Raw genomic sequence first — 18346 nt, forward strand, 5'->3', positions numbered from 1 at the left:
ACCAGCTCCCTTTAGGTTATTGGGCAAATGCTTTCTTGATGTTGGCAATGCGCTCGGCAATCTGTTCTTCAGTCCAGGACAGCTTGATCAGCATGGAAATGGTCCGGCTCATGATAGCGTCAGATTTGGGCACAGAAACCTTAGTATAATCCGGACGATCTTCGATTAATGTGATCGGCAGGGCAGCAGGGCTCTTGAGCTGCTGAATGTGATGCCAGTTCTTCAGGTAGTGCCAGTTGTTGACATACCAGTAGAAGCAACCATCTACACCGTTGGCGGAGAGCGCCTTGCTGACTTCCTGAGTGCGCTGCTCGGTTGGCAGCATAAAGCTGAGGAAACCGGCGCTGTCGCCTTCAGGATCCGGAATTTCGCGGAAAGTAACTTCTTCAATATCGGCCATGGCGTCTTTGATAAGCTTTTTGTTGCGACGCTGGATCTCCACTATGGTGTCCAGTTTGCGCAGCTGAGCCAGACCCAGGGCGGCGTTCATCTCGCTGATACGGAAGTTGAGACCCATGATAGGGTGAGACTCGGCGCCGCGGTCATTACCTATATGATCATGGCCGTGGTCAGAGAACATGTGGGCGTGGTTGTAGATGGTTTCATCATTGGTGATCACAGCGCCACCTTCACCACAGGTGATGGTTTTAACCGAGTCGAAAGAGAAACAACCTACAGCACCTATGGTACCCAGTGCCTGACCTTTGTAGCTGCCGCCGATAGCCTGACAGGCATCTTCCAGCAGTACCAGATTGTGTTTTTCACAGATGGCTTTGATTTCGTCCATCTTGGCCATGGAACCGCACATGTGTACCAGGTTTACTGCCTTGGTGCGAGGGGTTATAGCGGCTTCAATTCCTTCTGGTGACAGACACAGAGTTTCATCGATTTCGGCAAATACCGGAATGGCGCCGGCCATGAATACTGCCTCAACAGAAGCGACAAAGGTGAAAGGAGGAACAATCACTTCATCCCCGGCGCCGATACCGGCGGCGGCCAGCGCGGTTTGCAGGGCGGCAGTACCGCTGGAGAGCAGGTGAGCATGCTTGACATTCATCTTGTCACATAAGAGCTGCTCCATATCGCGGGTTTTCCAGCGATCATTACGCATGGCATCAAAGTTGTAACGGAAGGTGAATCCGTTCTCCATGACGTCTGCTACTTCCTGTTTTTCTTCAGGACCAAACAATTCAAAACCGGGCATGGAAGGTGTCTCCTTAGATAGTGTTGTGCTCTGGGAGGGTCACGCCAGAAAAGGCCTTATGCCATAAGGCTGTCACGCGAAATGCGCCGGGTGACCGGATGACTGAGCACCCGTGTTAACTGCAGAATTATAACGGGGTGGCCAACATACTGCGATGCTTTCTTTCGGAAAAAATCCAACTGCGTAAAATTTCACCGATAAAGCAAGGGGCGCTGCTGCGCCCCTTGTCTGTTTGGATCATTCCACCCTTTGATGTCCGCCATCCACTGTGACGTCAAGATCGGTCAAAAGCCCATTGTCTATTCCATATATCCAGCCGTGTATCGACAGATTTTGTCCCTTGGCCCAGGCTTCCTGGACTATGTTGCTGCTGGTGACATTGGCGACCTGCTCAATCACATTGAGCTCACAGAGGCGGTCAAACTTCTGCTTGTCATTGAGGTGTTCAAGCTCCTGATGGTGCAGGCGGTAGATATCCCTGAGATGCCCCAGCCAGTTGTCGATAAGCCCGAGTCTGTCGGTACCCATGGCGGCCCTGACGCCGCCGCAGCCGTAGTGGCCCACCACCATGATATGTTTCACCTTGAGGACATCGACCGCATATTGCAGAACAGACAAACAGTTGAGATCTGTGTGGATCACCATGTTGGCGATATTGCGATGTACAAATACTTCTCCCGGCATCAGATCTATGATCTGGTTGGAGGGTACCCGGCTGTCGGAACAACCTATCCAGAGATATTCGGGGTTTTGCTGTTTGGCCAGTTGCTCGAAAAACTGTGGGTTTTCTGTGCTTATTCTGGCTGCCCAGCGGCGGTTGTTTTCAAAAAGCGGTTTCAGTATTTTCATTCAGGCTCACAAAATAGCTTATGGGAACACCACAGTGTCCGGTTTATTTCCGGCAGTGTATCAGAAAATAAAGCCGCGCTGGTCTATCCATCGCGGCCGGATTTCAGTGATGCTTTTCAAGAAACGTCAGCAGGGCTTGGTTGATAAAATCGCCCTGTTCCAACACAGAAATATGGCCGGCTGCCGGTATCTGCACCATCTCGGCGCCGTCTATGGCATCGACCATCAAAAAGGATTCCAGTACAGTGCGCGCCGTGTCTTCTACTCCTGACATGATTAAACAGGGCAGAGTCAAGTTATCGGCATCTTCCATGGCGTCGCGGCGATTGAAAATCAGTTTGCCCATGGCGACGGTATCAGGGATCCGTTCTGGTGAAATACTTTGCAGGGCGCTGGCGAAATCACTCAGCAGTTGTGGCCGTAAACTTGCTGTGGTCACGGCAAAAAACATAGGTGCTATCTGCTCGGCCATGGGCGCAGGAATTTGTCCCAATTGGTTGATACCATCCAACATGGCCATATATTTGTTGCGAGTAACTTCGGGCTCAAAGCCGAGGAAGCTGCCCATCATCACCAACGCCTTGACTCTAGAAGGCGCCTTCAGAACCAGCTCAGCCCCCCACATGGCACCGACCGACAAGCCGATAACAGTGAATTCATCGACACTGAGTTTATCCATCAAGGTCAACATATCGGCGGCGATATCCGCCAGGCTCGCGGTATGCGCGGGAATCGCGCCTGACTGCCCATGGGCCCAGAGATCCGGTACTATGCAGCGGTAGTGTTTCGCCAGTACAGGCAGTTGTTGTTGCCACATGGTGGCGTCCCAAAGGTAGCTGTGGCCGAGCAGCAGCACAGGGCCCTGGCCCAGATCCAGATAGCTGAGGGTTTCGCCCCTGAGTTCGATTTGCTGCCGATATTGATTGAAGTCAGTCATTGTTGAAAGGTATCCCGGATTTATTGTTTGGGACACAGGATACCTCAAGTTTGCCGGCTTAGGATCCGGGGACGAAATTGCATGATGTTTATTTAAACTCGCTCATTCAAACCTACTTCAATGGCATTTATGTGAGGCTTTCCGGATAGGGGGCAATGTGCCTCACATAAGTCTCGACCAGTTCCGGCAAACGTCTAAGCAAACCTTGCTTGAGTGTTATGTCACTGTGGTCGAGTATTTGCCGCAGACGCTCGCTATTAAACTGCTCGAGAAACCCTTTGGCCTTTGGTAGGAAACTTAAGTGCCAGCGCTCCGGGCTGACGCCACTGAGGCCTGCCTGAAAAGGGCGGTAGAAGCCAAAATCCGGGGCGCGTTCGTCCAGCCACAGGTTCAATTTATAGCAAGGGCCCTGGGGTTCATACTCGGCGTTAACCAACTTGAGTTCATGCTTGCTGATTTGGGCGCTGTCGAAGAGATCGACGTCCGTCCCCCAGTGGTGGCGAGAGGCGCCAGGCAGCGCCGACCAAAGCAAAATAAGCGCCACTAACTCATCATCACTGAGCGCGCCGATGTCACTCACTGGACGTGAGTCTTTATCCAGTAGAGGGCGCTTCCCTGAGGCTTTGGCATTCCAAATTGTGAGTTGACGCTCAAAGCTGCGATAACCAGAGCAGATGGCCAGGGCGATGCCATCTTGCTCGGCAGCGGCCTGCATCTCAAGAAAGGCCTTGGCCGTCTCGGCTTCCAGCCAAACTTCAGCGCCTGAACCGCTTTCACTGCCGCTTAGACTAACCAGTGTCCTTAGCGGCGCTTTTTCAGTCTCCATACCATAGAGAAAATCGCCCCTTGCCATCACTTACTCCAACAACAGTTTTTCCAGGATACGCTGATAACACTGGGCCAACAGCTCGAGATCTGCGACTTTCACGCACTCATTGACCTTGTGAATGGTGGCATTCACCGGACCCAACTCTATTACCTGAGCACCGGTAGGGGCAATAAAGCGCCCATCTGAAGTGCCACCCGAGGTTTGCGGATCGGTCTCTGAGCCTGTTACCTCTTTAATCGCTTGGCGGGTCGCTTCAAGCAGTGGGCCATCGCCGGTCAAAAATGGCAGGCCGTTGAAGATCCAGCCAAGCTCATAATTCAGTCCATGGGCATCGAGGATATTCTCGACCCGCTTAATCAGTTCTTCGGCGGTGACTTCGGTGGAGTAACGGAAGTTGAACATCACCTTGAGTTCACCCGGGATCACGTTGGATGCCCCGGTGCCGCCATTGATATTGGCTATTTGAAAACTGGTCGGCGGGAAAAACTCATTGCCTTTGTCCCACTGCATGGCGGCAAGTTCGGCCAGCGCCGGCGCAGCCTTGTGCACTGGGTTATCCGCCAGATGAGGGTAGGCCACATGTCCTTGAATACCCTTGACGACGAGATTACCGGTGAGGCTGCCGCGGCGGCCATTTTTGACTACGTCGCCCAGTTTGAGGGTACTGGATGGCTCACCGACCAAGGCCCAGGTGATCTTTTCATTGCGCGCTTCCAGGGTGTCTATCACCCGGGTGGTGCCGTTGATAAAGGGGCCTTCTTCATCGCTGGTGATCAGAAAAGCGATAGAGCCTTGATGGTGCGGATGGGCGGTCACAAAACGCTCGGTGGCCACCACCATGGCCGCCAGCGAGCCTTTCATATCCGCGGCGCCGCGGCCGTGAAGATAGTCGTCGATGACCACTGGCTCGAAGGGCGGAGTATGCCAATTGGCCAAGTCCCCCGGCGGTACCACATCGGTATGGCCGGCAAAACAAAATACCGGCCCCTGAGTACCGCGGCGAGACCAGAGATTGGTGGTATCTTCAAACACCATGGATTCGTTGGCAAAACCCAGCTTGGCGAGTCGCTCGGCCATCAATGCCTGACAGCCCTCATCCAGAGGGGTAACAGATGCCCGGGAGATCAACTCCTTGGCAAGTTCAAGCACCTGTTGACTCATAGTCCGAACCACGCTTGGTAGTCGGTTTCTTTAAAGCCGGTCATCACATCTTGGCCCCGGGTCAATACTGGACGTTTGATAAGGGTTGGATTGGCCAGCATCAGGGATATCGCCTTGGCACTATCGATATCCTGCTTATCGGCGTCATCCAACGCGCGAAAACTGGTGGAGCGTTTGTTCAGCACCGCCTCCCAGCCGATGCGCTCGACCCAGGCCTTGAGTGTGTCTTGTGAAAGTTCCTGCTCACGAAAATCCACAAATGTCACTTGCAGGCCCTTGGCCTCCAACCATTTTCGTGCTTTTTTTACCGTGTCGCAGTTTTTAATCCCATAGAGTCTATCTGTCATGATGAGTCCGTTTCTCTATATTGCTTATAGTTCGTGATTGTCAGCGAGTATAACAAAGGCTAAACCGATGAAAAGGGCTATCTTGATGGGGGAATTTACAGTAACCGGCTCTCTGCATTATCCAACTTCAACAGGCCCGGCATGACTTCAGTCAGATGCCTTGAACGCCAATTGCTGTGCAAGCCACTCTTTACCTCAAGAGAGTGCTACGAGGACTTATTCGCACCATCCTTAGTTTTGTTCATTTTGGGCATGCGTTTAATGGAGAAAATTTCGTCAAAGGTTTTTATGGAAATTAATTTCGCAATCTTATATTAACCCCGGTTTAACACTAGGCTGTCCTGTACGTCAGCAACCTTATTGAATGCGGACGCAGAATAGGAATTAGCCAATGAATAATAAGCTTATTTTTATCAATGCCCTGGGTTATCGGGAAGTAACCGAGATAATAGCAAAGTCACAGTCCCATGCTCTTTCTTGTAAAGCGCAAACAGATATTTTGCCAATTAGCTTTGTTGGTGGATTAGGGGCAGTTATCCCGGTCGTCCGCGTACTCTGCTTAGGCATTAGACAGTTAAAGCGTGCTATAGAACGCAGATTTCTCTGTTTAACGCAATGGCGAACTGAGCCTGGTTGCCCACAAAGATGTTTTAAACATTTTCCCGCCATCTATCAGGTGTTTGACTGTAATTCTTCTGGGCAGTTCAGAGTGAAGAACACATATCCATTCAAGGGGCTTAATTGCGATAAATGGCGAGTCTATAGGCAAAAGTCCCGTAAGTTCGCTGACGGTGGTTGTTTATTCGAATGCCGAATCACGAATGATTGCTTTCTTGGAAGGGGGCAAAACGATGAGTTAAAGGCACAGCGACGTAAAACCAACGTAAGAACATTATTCGTCCGGAACACCTTATCAAGGCGATTAAGTAATTTTGTTCTACATCCCTCAAAAGAAATTAAAGATTACGTCCGGGAAATGGTGTTCATGGTTTTCCCTGTATTGGATGCGACGCACCTGTACCAAATCCGGGTTAAAGGAGAAGGACAATGATCAAGATAACTTATCGGTTGATCGCCATAGTGGCATACGCCTTGATGCTCTGCAGTGTCCAAGGTCGCGCAGAAACGCACTTTCTTATTCCAGGAGGGCCAGGCGGGGGCTGGGATACAACAGCAAGAGCTGTTGGCGAAGCCATGGTGAAGTCGGGACTGGATGACAACACCTCATTCCAGAATATTTCTGGTGGTGGAGGCGGCCGCGCGATTGCTTATTTGATTGAGTCGGGAACGAAAAAAGGCGATATGTTGATGGTTAATTCTACGCCGATAGTGCTGCGAGCGCTTTCGGGACAGTTGCCTTACAGCTATCGCGATTTGACACCAGTTGCCAGCGTTATTGCCGACTACGGGGCGTTTGCTGTGCGTGCAGATTCTCCCTATCAAAGCTGGCACGATGTTATTGAAGCCTTACGCAGGGATCCAAAAACGATCAAAGTAGCAGGTGGCTCAGCCCGCGGGTCTATGGACCATTTAGTTGCCGCACAGGCAGTTCAAGCGGCAGGTATTGATGGCAGACTGCTCAGGTATATTCCTTATGATGCAGGTGGAAAAGCCAAGGCGGGCTTGCTGTCCGGTGAAGTAAATCTCTTATCGACCGGGTTAAGCGAAGCGCTCGATATGATGCGTGCGGGTCAGGTAAGGATCCTTGCGATCACTGCTGATGAACCTTTGGTGGAATATCCACAACTCCCCACTATGAAAACACTGGGTTATGACATGGAATTTGTAAATTGGCGCGGCTTTTTTGCTGCCCCAGATGTCTCAAAAGCAAAAGTGCAGGAATACAGTGACAGGTTTCAACGTTTAATGGCGACACCTGAATGGGAGAGCGTACGTCAACGTAATGGCTGGCGCACATTATTTACCAGCCAGGACGGCTTTGTTGATGTATTGGAAGCACAAGAACAGCAGCTTCGTGTCGCAATGGAAGCGTTGGGCTTTATCCATCGTTAAAGGAGAGATGACTATGATGAATCGAGAGCTCATAGGACCAACACTATTTTTGCTGCTATTTGTTTGTTATGGCATTTATGCTTGGCAGATACCCCTGATGCCATTTGAAGAGTACGAAAGTGTTAATTCAGCAAGCTTACCAAAGTTGTACACAGTATTAGGGATAGTGATTTGTTTACTGGCAATGATAGCAGAAATAGTGAAATCGCCAGTGAATAATAAACGGGAAATTAAAACGACCATAAGCTGGAAAAGTATCCGTCAAACATTATTGTTGATAATACTTATGCTGCTTTATAGCGGATTGCTGGAACCTCTGGGTTTTGTATTGTCAACAGCACTTTTTTTACTTTTCGGTTTTTGGTTGATGGGTGAAAGACGTAAAAAAACATTATTGTTGGCATCAATCCCTGTTGTGATTGTTTTTTGGATCATCATGACCCAGTTATTAGGTGTTTATCTTGCCCCCGGTGAATTTTGGAGTTAAATCATGTTAGATGGAATCTTAACAGGCTTATCAACCGCTTTTGCTTGGCAAAACTTGATGTACGTGATCATAGGTTGTTTTGTGGGAACCTTTATTGGCATGTTACCCGGTTTAGGCCCCATGACTGCGATCGCGCTGATGATCCCTATTACCTACAGTATAGGCGCTGACTCCGGCATGATTTTGATGGCTGGTGTTTATTATGGCGCTATATTTGGAGGCTCAACGTCATCTATTTTAATTAATGCGCCCGGGGTGGCCGGTACAGTGGCATCGTCCTTTGATGGTTACCCTATGGCAAAGCAAGGACACGCAGGCAAAGCTTTGGCGATTGCGGCTTATGCGTCTTTCACTGGTGGAACCATTGGCGCGTTGATGCTGATGGTCGCCGCCCCCTTATTGGCAGAGGTGAGTTTAAGCTTTCATTCTGCGGATTATATGATGTTGATGTTCCTGGGGTTAACGGCAATTGCAGCCTTTTCTAATAAAGGTCAATTTTTAAAAGCCATGATGATGACAGTCTTTGGATTGATGTTAGCTACTATAGGTATAGATCCCTCTTCAGGTACTGAACGTTTTACCTTTGGGCAAGCAGATTTGCTTGATGGTGTGAGCTTTCTATTAGTTGCCATGGCGACCTTCGCGTTATCGGAAGCTTTGATTAATGTAATTCGCCCGGAACAAAAAAATCCTGGAGAACAGGACATGGGCACGCCTAAAATAGGTTCGACCAAGCTGAGTAAAGCGGAAGTAAAGGAACTTGCGCCTACTGTTGGGCGTTCATCCTTATTGGGTTTTCTAATTGGTGTATTACCGGGGGCTGGCGCAACTATCGCAAGTTTTATGGCATACGCCTGTGAGCGTAATTTGGCACCGAAAGCATTACAGGAACGCTTTGGACAAGGTTCAATGCGAGGTTTAGCTGCACCGGAATCTGCAAATAATGCAGCTTGTACCGGCTCCTTTGTCCCTCTATTGACACTTGGGATACCTGGTTCAGGAACCACAGCGATTATGCTTGGTGCACTAATAGCTTATGGCATTCAGCCTGGTCCTACACTAATGCAAGAAAATCCTGCAGTGTTTTGGTCTGTTATTATCAGTATGTATTTTGGTAATATTGTATTGCTTATTCTGAACCTACCCTTGATTCCTTACTTTGCTAAAGCATTAACCTTGCCGCGGGCAGTGTTAACGGTAATGATTCTATTCTTCAGCTTAATTGGAGTTTATTTAGTGACATTCAATACCTTCGATTTATTTATGATGGTGGGTGTTGCTGTTATAGCTCTTGTTCTGCGCTTGCTAAGCTTTCCTATGGCGCCTTTATTACTAGGGTTTATTTTAGGAGATATGATTGAGCGAAATTATCGTCGTGCCGTGATGATTTTTGATGGTTCAATTAGCTTTTTATGGGAACGGCCTCTTACATTAGCTATAGGTATTGTTGCGATACTCGTGTTGCTTATTCCATTAAAAAGTTTTTTGAATAAGTATCTTCGTCAGGATGCCAATTTATAGGATGGATATCATGCGGAATTCAGAACAAGCGGCAATCTCTACGTCCGCATTCAAAGCGATTCGCCGTCCAAAAAAATTGGAAACCAGATTAATTATTTGGGTTGTTGGCGTCTGTGTGTTTCAAGCATTGTTCTTTTTTGCATTGGTTTATAATGTGATCACACAAAATTTTCATCAAGAAGTAGGGGGAAAGGCGTTAGCCTTGGCTATGTCAATAGCGTCTAGGCCGGATGTGATCATGGCTTTAAAAGCCGAGAAGGAAGCGAATGAACACCCTGAGCTCAATGCTAAAATGGAACAATTACGTCAGCAAGTAAATGCTGATTTTATTGTCATAGGCAATACTGAAAAAATTCGTCTGGTGCATCCTGAACCAACGCGAATAGGTCAACACATGGTTGGGGAAGACTCAGAAGCTGGATTGCGTGGCGAGTATTATGTTTCTGAGGCCACTGGGAGTTTAGGTGAATCTATTCGTGGCAAGGTACCGGTTCATGATCATAATGGTGAGGTCTTAGGTTTGGTATCTGTCGGTTTTTTGGCCGGCTCTGTTGAATTGTTGATTTTAGAACGCAGTAGTATACTGATTTGGGGCTGTATTTCGTTACTGTTATTTAGTATTTTTGCTGCCATATTTATTGGTCGATGGGTGCGGAACGCCATATTTGGATTGCAACCAGATGAAATAGCAAGGCTATTTGCTGAACAGGAAGCCATCTTGAACACTGTGCGTTCCGGCATTATTGCACTTGATCCTAATGGGAATGTACGGAAAATAAATCAACGGGCTTGTGAAATCCTGGAGCAACCGTTGCGTATCCAGCATCAAAGTCTTCATTTAAGTGACCTATTGCCGGAACATGCAGAATTTTTATTGCGTAATCCAAGCCGCCGTATTCTAGGTTTCGAGTTGTTTGCTGCCGATAAACGTCTGGTTTTATCACGTTTTTTACTTCAAGCCCACGGCTACAATGACGGTGTGCTATTGAGTATGCGTCCTGCTGATGAGTTAGAATATTTATCGCAACAATTAGCCAAGGTACAGGCATTTGCTGAGTTATTGCGGGTACAAACTCATGATTACTCAAATAAATTAAACACTATTGGTGCGTTAATCCAAATGGGAGAGTTGGATAAGGCGATTGAGCTAATTGGCCAAGAGAGCCAAGGTTCACAGGCTCAGATTGAAAGTTTATTGACCCATATTCAAGAACCTGTTATCGCTGGATTATTACTGGGTAAGTACCACAAAGCCCGGGAAGTGAATGTCAGCGTGGAGCTGAATAATGATAGTTTGTTATGCAGTATTGAACGCAAGGAACTTCTGGAACGCATGGTGTCTATTTTGGGCAATCTGATTGACAATGCGATTGAGGCGGTGCAAAAGGTACAACACATGCGGGTGCCTCGTGTGTTAGTGACCATTGATGAAACGGCGCAAAATATTATATTCGATGTTGAAGATAGTGGTATAGGGCTAGGAGCTGACAAAGCTGCCATTTTTACACCGCAATACAGTTCGAAAACGGGTGCACAACATGGGGTAGGGTTGTATTTGGTGAAAACGCATTTGGAATCTTGTGGTGGTACATTGGAATTGGGAGAATCTGATTTAGGCGGTGCAAGGATTACCGTTTACATTCCGAAGAAACATGTTAAAGGAACTTCTCATGGCGTATTCAGTAATCATTGTTGAAGATGAAGTTGCCGTCTCACAATTGTTGGCTCAGTATTTACTGTTTCCCCAAACTCAAGACACTGTACGCCAGGGACAGTATCAAGTTGTGGGTTGTGCCGGTAGCATAAAAGTTGCGACCGGTTTGTTAAAAGCATTACAACCTGACCTAATTTTATTGGATATTTATCTGCCGGATGGTTCTGGACTTGAGTTGTTACAACAAGTTCGTAAGCAAGGACTCAAAAGTGATGTGATGTTGATTACAGCAGCCAAGGAAGTCACCATTTTAGAACAAGCCATGCAATTGGGAGTATGTGATTTTCTTGTTAAACCTTTAATGTTAAAGCGTTTAGACCAAGCACTTGCTCGCTTCGAAGCTCGCCAATACTGTCTCTCGGTAGCGGAAGAAGTAACCCAATCCATCGCAGACACTCTATTTGGGGGGGATAAGCAATCGAGTAATCAAGCATCGGTTCGTTTACCCAAAGGTGTGGATGCCTTGACTTTAGATAAAATCCGTTGCGTGTTTACAGAACATCCGAAACAAAGTTATACCGCACAACAAATGGGGGCGCTTGTCGGCATGAGTCGTTCAACTGCACGGCGTTATTTGGAATATATGCTGGCGATTGATGAGTTGATTGTTGATCAAAATTACGGGGCTATTGGCCGTCCGGAACGAAGTTATCGTTTTATCACCTTAAACAAAAGCTGATGCGATATGGCTAAGTGAGAGAATTATCTGTTCCAGGAACGGCGATTTTTGAATGAACCGCAACCACAAGGTCGTGTACGCTGAGCTGTACTCAAATGCACTATGTCAAATAATGCATTTGAGTATTATTGGGGATTATCTCAGACTTGAACCGTAAATATCACATCTTTGCCGGCGCTGACGCTACCCTGGCGTTTTTCCAGGTACTTTACGTCTTCCATATTAGCCAGCACCACAGGGGTGAGCAGGCTGTTGACCTGATCTTTGAGAAACTCGAGGTCAAACTCCAGTATAGGTTCGCCGGCTTTAACGTCTTGACCTTCCTGTGCCAAGCGTTTGAAGCCTTTGCCTCTGAGCTCTATGGTACCAACGCCGAAGTGAACAAACAGTTCCAACCCTTGGGGCGACTCTATGCTGAAGGCATGGTTGGTTTCAAAAATTTTGCCTATGGTACCGTCAATCGGCGCCAGCATAAATTGGCCTTTGGGTTCTATGGCAATGCCATCACCGACAATTTTTTCGGCGAAGACCACATCCGGGACTTTTTCAATGGCAACAATATCGCCACTGATAGGGGCATAAACTTTAATACCGCCTTCTATGGTGGGCTGCCCCGATACCATGCGGCGGATCCGGCTTAAAAATCCCATGGGTTGTTTTGTCCTTTTTGTTTTTGGTTTCCGGTTAAACAGTCCCTCGACAACGTTCAGGTTGGGGAAGGGGATTTTTGCTTAGCATACTGAATTAACTGCCTTAATGACAGAGGGAGATCAAGGATGTCAATTCAGACAATCGAGTGCAGGTGAGTGCTTTTTGGGCCTGCTTTGCAAATTGACTGAAGTTACCCTCGCACAGCGCCGCTTTTACTTCCAGCACAGAGCCGGGGTTGACCGACAACTCGTCCAGCCCCATGCCCATCAGTATTGGCGCAATGCGCGGATCGCCTGCCAGCTCTCCGCACAAAGAGACCCTGATGCCGGCCGCTTTGGCGTCTGCTATTGTCATGGCAATCAGCCTGAGGATCGCCGGTGAAAATGAGGGATAATCCCGGGTTAATTCAGGGTTGGTTCTGTCCGCCGCCATGGCATATTGCGTCAAGTCATTGGTCCCTATGCTGATAAAGTCCAGCTTTGGCAGCAGCGTTGGCAGGTTCATAACCGCGGCAGGGGTTTCCACCACTATGCCGAGGCTGATGTCTCCATAGCCTTTCTCGGCCTCGCTGAGCTGCTGTTTGCAGTGCTCCAGCATATCCAGGACGGCATCCAACTCTTCAACCTGATTAACCATGGGCAACATCAGCCGAACCGGGCCATGATTGGCGGCGCGCAACACGGCCCGTAGCTGTGTCTGCAGGATTTCAGGATGTTTAAGGGTGTAGCGCAGGCCGCGCATGCCAAGTGCTGGATTGTCTTCGATTGCCTGATCCAGGCAAGGCAGTTCCTTGTCAGCACCTATATCCAGTGTACGTATGGTAAAGGGCTGGCCATTGAGTAGCTGCAGGGCATCGCAATAGAGGTTGTACTGAGCCTTTTCATCTGGAATGCAACTGACATCCATCAGCATGAATTCGGTACGAAACAGGCCTATTCCTTCTGCACCGACCTGGTGCAGGCGAGAGATCTCATTGAGGTTACCCACGTTGGCCATTAGGCTTATGCGTTTGCCGTCCCGGGTCTGGGTCTGTCTGTCCCGGTATTGCTCCAGCGCACTGCGTCTTGCCTGTTCTCGTTCAAATCTCTGCTTAAGCTCTGTGACTTCGGTTTGCTCAGGGCGAACAAACAAGGCACCTTGGTTGGCATCCAGAATGAGTTGATCGCCGGCATTGATATTGCCTGCTTGATAGTTGCAGGAAAGCAGGGCGGGGATGCCGGCAGCACGGGCCAAGATAGCAGTGTGACTGGTGAGGCCACCGGTTTTCAGTATGATGCCTTTGATATGTTCAAGGGGCAATAGGGCAAATTCCGCCGGTGTCAGATCCTGGGCCAACAAGATGGAGTCATGCTTGAGTTTATCCAGGCCATCGGCATCGGCGCCGTTGATACTACTGATAAGTCGTCTGCCGAGGCAACGTACGTCCTGGGCCCGGTTTGCTAGATAAGGGTCTTCCAACGCTTCAAGTTCACTGGCCTGGTGGGCAAAGACCCGCTCTACTGCCGCGGTCGCCGAAAACTGCAGCCCACTGATGGACTCGCGAATTTGTTGAACAAGTTCGGCATCTTCCAGCAACAGCAGATCGGCTTCCACCAATTGGAAGTTGTCTGAATCTTCGGTCAGTTTATCCAGGCTGGTTTGTAACTGCTGGCACAAGCGCTGCAATGCCTGGGTGAGCTTATTCAGCTCTTGGGGGATTTTGGCAAGTGGCAGCAGGCGGTAGTCCATGCTGTTGTCAAAGGGGTTGTAGACTACCGCTTCTCCGAAGGCGATACCCGATGAGACTGCAATTCCGGCGAGGCGCATCTGTGTTCCTCTCAACTTAAGGTGATCAACAGTTCCGACACCCGTTCAACGGCTTCGCGAGCTTGTTCACCTTCGGCAAATACTCTGACAGACACGCCTTGATAGAGCCCCAGTGTCTGCAACTTGAACAGACTCTTGGCACTGGCTTGTTTGCCCTGGCACTCAACCACCACATCACAATCGTACTGTTTCGCCTCTTTTACCAGCAGTGCGGCAGGGCGGGTATGGATCCCGTGTTTGGCGGTAATAGTGACGGTTTTTTCGTACATAGACTTCTTTGACTCATGTAATTAACTGAATAATATCCGGTAACGGCTGACGTTTTGCAATACTCCGGCGACCAAGCCGTCAATTGCCATATTCAATAACCTGATATTGCTGCTTTCTGAGGGCGCGAATGGCGGTATCCAACTTATCTTTCGTCAGCAGTATATAGTCGGTATCGAAGGTTGAAACAGTAAAAATACTCACATGGGCATCGGCGAGAGTAGCAGAGACTCTGGCCATGATACCCGTCATTGAAAAGCCGAGCGGCCCTAAAAGCTCAAGACAACGCCAGTCTTCTTCCTGCTCCAGGCTATCGAGCTCCAGTTTACAATCGACGACTACCGACAGTTCCTCGCGGGTTTTGGCGATAAAAAACAGCGGCTGGCTCAGTACCTCGGCCGGAACCTGGGTATCTGAGCTGAAACTGTGGATAGTGAATAGCTGCGGATAGACCGCCAATGTCATGCGCAAAGCCAATACCTCTTTTCTCGCCCGGGCGACTTATGGGCGCCGCTGCGGTATCACCTGCCGGGTACGGCAAACTCCGGGAAGGTAGAAAAAGTCCCATGTGTGCTCTGCGTCGGCTTACAGGCCTGGATGTAAGGCGTGGTTCGCAGCAAATGGTCCTAGTCCTTTGCAAGAAGCAGAACACAGCGGGCAGGCCTGTAAGCCACGCCCTTGGGGGCTTTCACAGCAACCGGCTCTCTCTTTATCCAACTTCGACAGGCCCCGGCATGCCTTCAGTCAGATGTCTTGAACGCCAATTGCTGTGCAAACCAGAGTGCCACGAGGACCTTTCTTAGTTTATCACAATAAGAAAGGGGCAGAATACGTTCTGCCCCTCGAGATGTTAGATCTTGAATTGCCCCAGAGTGCGGCGCATGTTCTGGCTGATTTGCTCAAGCGACATTGCCGCGCTTTGGTTGCTGGCATTGGCTTGCACTGAAACTTGAGTCAGCTCGGAAATGGTGCTGACATTGCGATTGATCTCTTCGGTCACCAAAGATTGCTCTTCGGTAGCGCTAGCGAGTTGGGTATTCATATCGCTTATCTGTGCTACCAGGGAAAGGATTTGATCCATGGCAGAGCCTGCCGCTTCGGCTTGTTTTTGCAGCTCGGAGGATTGGCTCTGTGTTTGGCTGTTACTCTCCATAACTGCGCTGACACCGGATTGAATTTCACTGATCAGCTTGTGAATTTCGTTGGTGGAGTCCTGAGTGCGGTTGGCAAGGGCGCGCACTTCATCGGCCACTACTGCAAAGCCGCGGCCGTGAGTACCGGCGCGGGCGGCTTCGATGGCGGCGTTGAGTGCCAAAAGGTTGGTTTGTTCGGCAATGGTACGGATCACATCGAGAATGCCGCCAATTCTGCCTGAAGCCTGACCCAGGGTTTCGGTAAGGTTTTCTGCGGCCTGCAGTTCGCGCACCAGCTCCTGGCAGTTTGCCAGTGTCGCATCCATGGTCTCTTTACCGCTGAGGGCTTGTTGTTTGACGCTGGAAGCGGCATCGGCAGCCTGCTGAGTATTGTTGGCCATCTCCTGGGTGGTTGCCAGCATCTGATTCACGGCGGTGGCCACGCTGGCGGTTTCCCTGTGGATGTTATCGGCGCTGTGGTTGGACTCTTTGACTGCGACTGTCAGGTGCTCGGCGTCCTCGCCCAGCGATGCACCAAGTGGCTGCAATTCGCTGACGGTTCTACCTATCTTCTCTACAAAACTGTTAAAGGCACGGGCGAGTGCTGCTACTTCATCACGGCCTTGACCTTCGAGCCTTTTACTGAGATCGCCTTCACCTTGGGCAATATCCTCCATTGCGGCGATGGCGGTCTTGAGTGGCGCGGTAATGGATTGATTGAGCACCAGAAAGAAGATGAAAATCGGCGCTGAAATCAACATCATAATGATCAGATAATCGATTGAGACTGACTTCATTGTGGCGTTGACATCGCTGATATATGTGCCGGTGAGCAGAGTCCAGCCCCAATCTTTGTCATATCTGGATTCGGTGAGCTTTTCTTCGCTATTACCACTGGCTGGGTTGCGGATCTCATAGCTGAGTTTGCCTGTGCCATTGACCTTGGCTTGTTGTTGTAGCTGGGCCAGCGGATTGCTGCCATCCTTGATACGATAATCGGCAATGGCTTGGCCCACCAGCGACGGCTCAGCGCCGTGGGCGATGATTTTTCCCTGATCTGAGAGCAGAATAAAGTAACCTTCACGGCCATAACGCATCTGGCCCACCAAGGCAGCTGACTCTTGTTGAGCCTCTTCGAGAGTCAGTTTACCCGCCTGTGTCTGAGTGCGATGTGCGGCAACTACAGACAGGGCCGTGTTCAGTTGGGCATCATTTTGCAGCCATTTTTGAGTTATCAGATTATCATACTGTTCTTTGATGGAAAAACTGGCGAAACACAGGGTGCCTATCGCGGCCAGAACCAACATAAGGATAAGGCGCTGAAGAATGGTGAGCTTCCTGAGTAATGCCATTTTGTACTCCTTTGTTATTTCTTATTAGGTAGTTGGCAGCGACTATAACGCGATGGAAAAACCAAGTGAAACCTTTTTACCTTGTGTGTATTGCTTTGTTGATCGGGCTCATTGTTCAGCTTATATCAAGCCTAAAAAGAGCTCCTTGCTTCGCTGCTCTCAATGCTGCACAGAGGATATCGGCTCAAATATCAGAAGCTTAAGCCGTGCTAAGTCACTTTAGTTAACCTTGTGGGCTAATTAATTGTTTTTATTTTGATTTTTTTGCCTGAAGGGCTCAAGATTAACCCTATGTCTATTATTGGTCTCTTTTCATGAATACACCTCAAGTCATTAGTTCAGACGATATTTTACTGAAGCTTTGCCATTCTGTGACCCATGTCTTATCAGCCACTACAGCAAGTTCTTTGTCTCATGCTGGAGTCGTACAGCGTATTACCCGCACTCGGCTTAAGCCGGATCTCGGTTGTTTCTCTATCTTTGATGGCGGTTTTTCCGGCCTGGTGGTGATCAACTTTTCAGCGGCCGCCGCGTTGGAAATCTATCGCCGCTACATGCTGCATATGGGCATGCCGGAGGAAGAGTTAGCTTTCTCCCATACCTCAGATGAGGTGGGTGATGTAATGGGTGAGTTGATGAATCAGATGCTGGGGGATTTTATCGGCAAGGTATCCAAGGAGCTGCAAACTTCTATTAGCCAAAGCCAGCCAAAGATGCTGACTATAAACAAGGAACTGACGATATCGATTGATGCCAACTTGGACGAGCCCATTGCTCGTAGAGTGTCCTTCAAAACAGAAAATAACCATATATTTTATCTTGAATTTGCTATGGACAAGACAGAGTTTATTCGTCTGGCAGAGTTTGAAACCGATGAAGAATTTGATCCTGATCTGCTACTGGCTCGCCATGGCAGTCAACAGTCACAGAGTAAAGCTCCTGAATCTCCTTGGGTGAAAGCAGCAAATGTTGATGATGACACTGATGATCTGTTCAAAGAGTTGGGAATTTGACCCCCGGAGGTGACGGTGGTTTTGTTCATTTCAGCATGTCGGGGAATCGATTCGAAATAGCTTCCCCGGCCCCTACTTACCAATTTGTGGAAAGTCTGAATGGCAAATTCCGAAATGAATCTCTGAACCAGCACTGGTTCAGAACCTTGGACGGGGCTTGATACTAAATCGAGCTATGGCGTGAACACTACGACCATGTTCGCCCTCATAGTTCACCGAACTATATGCCGCCTGTTGCGTATGCCAAGCAGCATAAGCTGGAAAATCTCATCAAGAGATTGGTATTAATTTAGGGGAAAGGCTGAGCCCGACGAGCTACCATGCTGCTCCATCCCGCGTCCGATTTGTACTAATCAGTTTGAATTCATAATTAAGGAATTAGA

General features: G+C 48.9%; 18 protein-coding genes and 1 pseudogene. 8 read left to right on the top strand and 11 right to left on the bottom strand.

All coding sequences use genetic code 11. From position 1 onward, the window contains the following. Window positions 1-16: 16 nt before the first annotated feature. From kdnA to CX650_RS04525, 6 genes are all read right to left on the bottom strand, one after another. Complete coding sequence (gene kdnA / locus CX650_RS04500) at window positions 17-1204, bottom strand: 8-amino-3,8-dideoxy-alpha-D-manno-octulosonate transaminase KdnA (protein ID WP_025890027.1); 1188 nt, start codon at window positions 1202-1204, stop codon at window positions 17-19. Between the two features lie 237 nt (window positions 1205-1441). After that, window positions 1442-2053 carry a carbonate dehydratase gene (gene can / locus CX650_RS04505; protein WP_044734561.1) on the bottom strand — a complete coding sequence of 204 codons (612 nt, stop codon included), beginning with the start codon at window positions 2051-2053 and terminating at the stop codon, window positions 1442-1444. A 103-nt stretch (window positions 2054-2156) separates the two neighbouring features. Then, window positions 2157-2990 (bottom strand): alpha/beta fold hydrolase, encoded by an 834-nt coding sequence (locus CX650_RS04510; RefSeq protein WP_101095122.1) that lies wholly within the window; start codon window positions 2988-2990, stop codon window positions 2157-2159. Window positions 2991-3117: 127 nt separating this feature from the next. After that, entirely contained in the window at window positions 3118-3843 is a 726-nt protein-coding gene (locus CX650_RS04515; RefSeq protein ID WP_101095123.1) for a M15 family metallopeptidase, read from the bottom strand. Window positions 3844-3846: 3 nt separating this feature from the next. Then, entirely contained in the window at window positions 3847-4980 is a 1134-nt protein-coding gene (dapE, locus tag CX650_RS04520; protein WP_101095124.1) for a succinyl-diaminopimelate desuccinylase, read from the bottom strand. Further along, the gene (locus CX650_RS04525) at window positions 4977-5327 is read right to left on the bottom strand and encodes an ArsC family reductase (protein ID WP_101095125.1); all 351 of its coding nucleotides are present in this window, start codon (window positions 5325-5327) and stop codon (window positions 4977-4979) included. The genes dapE and CX650_RS04525 overlap by 4 nt, the downstream gene beginning before the upstream one ends. Window positions 5328-5718: 391 nt before the next feature. Between CX650_RS04525 and CX650_RS04530 the strand changes: the two genes are divergently transcribed. Genes CX650_RS04530 through CX650_RS04555 form a run of 6 tightly spaced genes read left to right on the top strand, consistent with a single transcriptional unit; the run spans window position 5719 to window position 11741 of the window. Continuing rightward, a complete protein-coding gene (locus tag CX650_RS04530; RefSeq protein ID WP_101095126.1) occupies window positions 5719-6378 on the top strand; it encodes a hypothetical protein in 660 nt (219 codons plus the stop codon). 44 nt (window positions 6379-6422) lie between these two features. Beyond that, window positions 6423-7340, top strand: coding sequence for a tripartite tricarboxylate transporter substrate binding protein (locus CX650_RS04535; protein WP_226684893.1), 918 nt, complete (start codon window positions 6423-6425; stop codon window positions 7338-7340). A gap of 13 nt (window positions 7341-7353) precedes the next feature. Then, window positions 7354-7827, top strand: coding sequence for a tripartite tricarboxylate transporter TctB family protein (locus CX650_RS04540; protein WP_101095128.1), 474 nt, complete (start codon window positions 7354-7356; stop codon window positions 7825-7827). Between the two features lie 3 nt (window positions 7828-7830). Further along, complete coding sequence (locus tag CX650_RS04545; protein WP_101095129.1) at window positions 7831-9348, top strand: tripartite tricarboxylate transporter permease; 1518 nt, start codon at window positions 7831-7833, stop codon at window positions 9346-9348. A gap of 10 nt (window positions 9349-9358) precedes the next feature. Beyond that, window positions 9359-11044, top strand: a complete 1686-nt coding sequence (locus CX650_RS04550) for an ATP-binding protein (RefSeq protein ID WP_101095137.1) — start codon at window positions 9359-9361, stop codon at window positions 11042-11044. Then, on the top strand, window positions 11019-11741 hold the full coding sequence (locus CX650_RS04555) for a response regulator (RefSeq protein ID WP_101095130.1): 723 nt from the start codon (window positions 11019-11021) through the stop codon (window positions 11739-11741). Before CX650_RS04550 ends, CX650_RS04555 begins: the two co-directional genes overlap by 26 nt. A gap of 140 nt (window positions 11742-11881) precedes the next feature. Here the strand turns inward: CX650_RS04555 and crr are convergent, their stop codons facing one another. The 5 genes from crr to CX650_RS04580 form a co-directional block, all read right to left on the bottom strand. After that, window positions 11882-12391 carry a PTS glucose transporter subunit IIA gene (gene crr / locus CX650_RS04560; protein ID WP_039036123.1) on the bottom strand — a complete coding sequence of 170 codons (510 nt, stop codon included), beginning with the start codon at window positions 12389-12391 and terminating at the stop codon, window positions 11882-11884. A gap of 103 nt (window positions 12392-12494) precedes the next feature. After that, the gene (ptsP, locus tag CX650_RS04565) at window positions 12495-14198 is read right to left on the bottom strand and encodes a phosphoenolpyruvate--protein phosphotransferase (protein WP_101095131.1); all 1704 of its coding nucleotides are present in this window, start codon (window positions 14196-14198) and stop codon (window positions 12495-12497) included. An 11-nt stretch (window positions 14199-14209) separates the two neighbouring features. Continuing rightward, the gene (locus tag CX650_RS04570) at window positions 14210-14467 is read right to left on the bottom strand and encodes an HPr family phosphocarrier protein (protein WP_101095132.1); all 258 of its coding nucleotides are present in this window, start codon (window positions 14465-14467) and stop codon (window positions 14210-14212) included. A 79-nt stretch (window positions 14468-14546) separates the two neighbouring features. After that, entirely contained in the window at window positions 14547-14936 is a 390-nt protein-coding gene (locus CX650_RS04575) for an ACT domain-containing protein (RefSeq protein ID WP_101095133.1), read from the bottom strand. 379 nt (window positions 14937-15315) lie between these two features. Beyond that, window positions 15316-16950, bottom strand: coding sequence for a methyl-accepting chemotaxis protein (locus CX650_RS04580; RefSeq protein ID WP_101095134.1), 1635 nt, complete (start codon window positions 16948-16950; stop codon window positions 15316-15318). Between the two features lie 314 nt (window positions 16951-17264). Here CX650_RS04580 and CX650_RS04585 point away from each other — a divergent pair, with 314 nt between their 5' ends. Continuing rightward, window positions 17265-17963 (top strand): DUF3334 family protein, encoded by a 699-nt coding sequence (locus CX650_RS04585; RefSeq protein ID WP_101095135.1) that lies wholly within the window; start codon window positions 17265-17267, stop codon window positions 17961-17963. Between the two features lie 83 nt (window positions 17964-18046). Next, window positions 18047-18256, top strand: a pseudogene (locus CX650_RS04590) (integrase core domain-containing protein); the annotation flags it as partial. Window positions 18257-18346: the final 90 nt, after the last annotated feature.

The organism is Shewanella indica (assembly GCF_002836975.1).
GTDB lineage: Bacteria > Pseudomonadota > Gammaproteobacteria > Enterobacterales > Shewanellaceae > Shewanella > Shewanella indica.